The organism is Desulfonatronospira sp., from assembly GCA_003563255.1.
Classification (GTDB): Bacteria; Desulfobacterota; Desulfovibrionia; order Desulfovibrionales; family Desulfonatronovibrionaceae; genus Desulfonatronospira.
In genome coordinates this window covers 1-3720 of record PWSL01000417.1, presented here as the reverse complement: position 1 = coordinate 3720, position 3720 = coordinate 1, and the positions used below count along the sequence as shown (strand labels likewise).

Here is a 3720-nt window from a genome sequence, read left to right as displayed (position 1 = left end):
GTATGGGAGTAAAAGACACCCAGACGTGCATACGCCCATACACCCATACTCAAACACCCCCATACCCCCATACACGCACACGCCCATACCTTCTTACTACTACGAGCAGATAGACCTCGGCCACAACTACCGCATGACCGACATCCAGGCGGCCTTGGGCTTAAGCCAGTTGTCCAAATTGGATGAATTTGGATCCAGACGAAAAAAACTGGCCCAAAGATATGATCAGCTACTCCAGGGCTTGCCCATGTCTACCCCCTGGCAGCATCCAGACTGTGATTCCGCCTGGCACTTGTACGTAATCCGCCTCAATATTGAAAATGCAGGCTTAAGCCGTAGACAGGTCTTTGATTATTTGAGAGAAAAGGGCATAGGCGTAAACGTCCATTATATTCCGTTACATACTCAGCCCTACTACAGGGGCATGGGGCACCGGGCATGGAGCATGGGGCAAAAACAAGAGAACGAGACACAGAGGGTAGAACGCCAAACGCCAAACGCCAGGTGCTATACGCCAGGACAGGGCATGTTTACGGAAGCGGAAAAATACTACCAGGAGGCGATTACTTTGCCACTTTTTCCAGCAATGAGTGATGAGGAACAGGGGAATGTGATTAGTGTGTTCCGGGAGGCTTTGCAACAATGAAGGCAATAGCCATAATTCTAGCCCGCGGCGGCAGCAAACGCATTCCCCGCAAGAATATCAAGAATTTCTGCGGGCAGTCCATTATCGCCTATTCAATCCAGGCAGCGCAGAAATCCGGGCTTTTTGACAGGATCATTGTGTCAACGGATGACGAAGAAATTGCAGAGGTCTCCAGGCAGCATGGAGCGGAGATACCCTTTATGCGGCCCAGGGAATTGGCGGACGACTACACCAAGACCAATGCTGTTGTCCGGCATTGTTTGGAATGGCTTGTCGAGCAGGCCCAAAAACCTGAATATGCTTGCTGCATCTATGCCACAGCACCGTTTCTGCAGCCAGAATATCTAAAACAAGGATTTGAAGCCTTAAAAAATGAAAAATGCTCATTTGCTTTTTCCGTAACCTCTTATGAGTTTCGTGTTCACGGAGCATTCAGAATCCTTGCAGGCGGCAGCCTAGAACGAATCGTGCCGTAGTTGGCCAGATTCCCGCTCATGAACGTGAGATGGCCTACCATGATGCAGCACAGTTTTACTGGGGGCATGTCAATTCTTTTCTAGAGTATGCATCAGTGATGTCCGCTGATTCCAGGCCAGTAATCCTGCCCAGGCATCTTGTGCAGGATATCAATACCCCCGAGGACTGGAAGCGGGCTGAACTGATGTTTGCCGCCCTGCTGAGCATGGAAGACGAAAAGATTTTGCAATGAAGAACATAGCCCACAGAACACCCGATGTGAAATGGGAAGAGATTTCACTGGGCAGGCACAGAAGGACACTGAAAGTGAGAAGGTCGAGTCTAACGGCGGTCCACGGGCATTTGCCTTTTAGAACATACTCGAGAAGCAAATCATATGACTATCAGTATTGAAAAATTGAATAAATATTGGATTGCTGAAGCAGACGATGCTCTGCGGGTAGCTGATCATCTTATCGAAAAAGGAGATTACTCCTATGCCCTCTTTTTTGGACATTTAGCCCTGGAAAAATTGTTGAAAGCCCTCTGTGTCGATATCTGCGGGGATCATGCTCCACCAATACACAATCTTGTTCGGCTGGCAAGAATAGCTCAGATCCAGATTGATGAACAAACAGAAAATGATTTTATCACCATAACAGCTTTTAACATTGAACCAGGTATCCGGATTTCAAAAGATCTTTTCGAAACAAATGCACACACGAATTTTCGCAACAGCATATGCTGCTGATAAAGAGGTATTACGCATGGCTACAGTCCCTTCTGAAATAACAGAGTCCGTTCGCAGGTTTATCGATCAACTTCAAAAGGAGAAACATGTAACAAAGGCGTATCTTTACGGATCGCATGCCAGAGGTTCCGCCGGTAAATGGAGTGACATTGACTTGGCCATTGTCAGCCCGGATTTTTCCGAAGATCTTTTCGCGGAGCGCGTCTTGTTGATGAAGTTGGCCCTTTCAGTTGATGATCGCCTTGAACCAAGCCCGTTTCGACCCGATGATTTCACCAGGGATAATCCGTTGGTGAATGAAATCAGTAAGACAGGGATCGAGTTGAACTGTGAATGATCGATGTCCGATTTCCGAACCATGATTTCCGACCCCGGACTTCGGACCCCGTGTTTGACTTTACACCCAAACACGAATACTTCCATACACCCAAACGCGGCAACAGACCCCGGACTACAGTTACTATTATGAAAATCAAGAAATTATATTTGCAAAATTTCAGATGCTTTGAACGTCTTGAGCTTGAGTTATCCAGTGGAGTGAACTTATTCATCGGAGACAATGGGAGCGGAAAGTCTGCGATACTGGATGCCCTGGCCATAGGGTTTGGCGTCATTGCCACCCACCTGCCTGAAGTTTCGGGTATTTCATTTAAAAAATACGATCTCAGGGAGGTAAACTGCAGAAAACTGCCCTATACCCGTGTAACTCTCGAATCATTTAATGACATTCACTGGGATACTACCCAAAGCAGGGACAAAAGCCCTAATACTAAAAAGCAGATACCCAAAGCTACAGGTACAAAACAACTTATCTCAGTTCTAAATAAACAGATTCTTGACCGTTACAACAATAACCTTGACTTTGATTTGCCTCTTTTTGCTTATTATGGTGTAAGCCGGGCCATACTGGATATCCCCTTGAGCAGAAAGGGTTTCCAGAAAAAAACTTCCAGATTTGAGGCTCTGTCAGGCGCTCTCAACGCAGACAGCCGTTTTCGCTCTGCCTTTATCTGGTTTTATAATAAGGAAAACCGAGAGTACCGGCTTCAGAAAGAAAAGAAAAGCTTTGACTTGACCCTTAATGAACTCAATGCAGTACGTCGGGCTATAACAGCCTTGTTTCCGGATTTGAGCGAACCGCATATTGAGGTTAGCCCTCTGAGGTTTATTGTAAAAAAAGACGGCCAGTCCCTGGCTCTGGAACAATTGAGCGACGGTTACAAAACCATGATTGGGCTGGTAATTGACCTGTGCGCCCGTTATACAATGGCCAACCCCCATCTTTCTGATCCACTGGAAAGCGAAGGCATGGTCATTATTGACGAAGTGGATCTGCATCTGCATCCCACCTGGCAACAAAGGGTGGTTGCTGATCTTGTCAAAATCTTTCCCAATACTCAGTTTATTCTAACGACTCACAGTCCATTTGTGCTGGAATCCCTGAACAATCATCTTAAAAGGGAAAAGATCAAAGACCTGGAAATCCAGCAAGTGGAAATTCAAAACATTATGTCGCTGAGGCAAGACATGGTAAAGGCATATGTGTTGGAAAACAGTGAGGCTACAGAGATTCTGGATGAAGAAAGCGGGCTGATCGATGACAGATTGCTCCATGTCTTTAACGATATTAATATGCTCTATGACAGGATGCGGGATATGGAGTGGGAAAGCCGGAATGATTGATCTGGGAAGTTGGCAGGAGTGCGTCTGCAAACAACACAATAATGAACATAAGCTCTGTAGAGAGTATCTGTTTAGCGCTTTGCATGTGGCACGGGGACTGGCTCTTCCGGGACCCGCTTGTCCCAGAAAATGAGATATTTTAAGCACAAAATGATGCTCAAGTGGGTCCCGGAGTGCCTGTCCC

The 3720-nt window shown here is 46.5% G+C and carries 6 protein-coding genes; all 6 read left to right on the top strand.

Annotated elements, in window-relative coordinates:
• The coding region (locus tag QZP87_RS12210) for a DegT/DnrJ/EryC1/StrS family aminotransferase (protein ID WP_291323201.1) at nucleotides 1-646 on the top strand (646 nt) is incomplete at its 5' end.
• Nucleotides 643-1122 carry a pseudaminic acid cytidylyltransferase gene (gene pseF, locus QZP87_RS12205; protein WP_291323200.1) on the top strand — a complete coding sequence of 160 codons (480 nt, stop codon included), beginning with the start codon at nucleotides 643-645 and terminating at the stop codon, nucleotides 1120-1122. The genes QZP87_RS12210 and pseF, both read left to right, overlap by 4 nt.
• Nucleotides 1123-1151: 29 nt before the next feature.
• Nucleotides 1152-1355, top strand: coding sequence for a hypothetical protein (locus QZP87_RS12200; protein ID WP_291323199.1), 204 nt, complete (start codon nucleotides 1152-1154; stop codon nucleotides 1353-1355).
• 144 nt (nucleotides 1356-1499) lie between these two features.
• A complete protein-coding gene (locus QZP87_RS12195; protein WP_291323198.1) occupies nucleotides 1500-1853 on the top strand; it encodes a HEPN domain-containing protein in 354 nt (117 codons plus the stop codon).
• 16 nt (nucleotides 1854-1869) lie between these two features.
• Nucleotides 1870-2190, top strand: a complete 321-nt coding sequence (locus QZP87_RS12190; RefSeq protein ID WP_291323197.1) for a nucleotidyltransferase domain-containing protein — start codon at nucleotides 1870-1872, stop codon at nucleotides 2188-2190.
• Nucleotides 2187-3536: an AAA family ATPase gene (locus QZP87_RS12185; RefSeq protein WP_363331017.1), complete on the top strand. Its 1350-nt coding sequence runs from the start codon at nucleotides 2187-2189 to the stop codon at nucleotides 3534-3536. The genes QZP87_RS12190 and QZP87_RS12185 overlap by 4 nt, the downstream gene beginning before the upstream one ends.
• Nucleotides 3537-3720: the final 184 nt, after the last annotated feature.

Bases quoted from the DNA above. Each gene is read 5' to 3' on its own strand.
- QZP87_RS12185 (WP_363331017.1), top strand. From the start codon at position 2,187: ATGATCGATGTCCGATTTCCGAACCATGATTTCCGACCCCGGACTTCG.
- QZP87_RS12190 (WP_291323197.1), top strand. From the start codon at position 1,870: ATGGCTACAGTCCCTTCTGAAATAACAGAGTCCGTTCGCAGGTTTATC.
- pseF (WP_291323200.1), top strand. From the start codon at position 643: ATGAAGGCAATAGCCATAATTCTAGCCCGCGGCGGCAGCAAACGCATT.
- QZP87_RS12195 (WP_291323198.1), top strand. From the start codon at position 1,500: ATGACTATCAGTATTGAAAAATTGAATAAATATTGGATTGCTGAAGCA.
- QZP87_RS12200 (WP_291323199.1), top strand. From the start codon at position 1,152: ATGGCCTACCATGATGCAGCACAGTTTTACTGGGGGCATGTCAATTCT.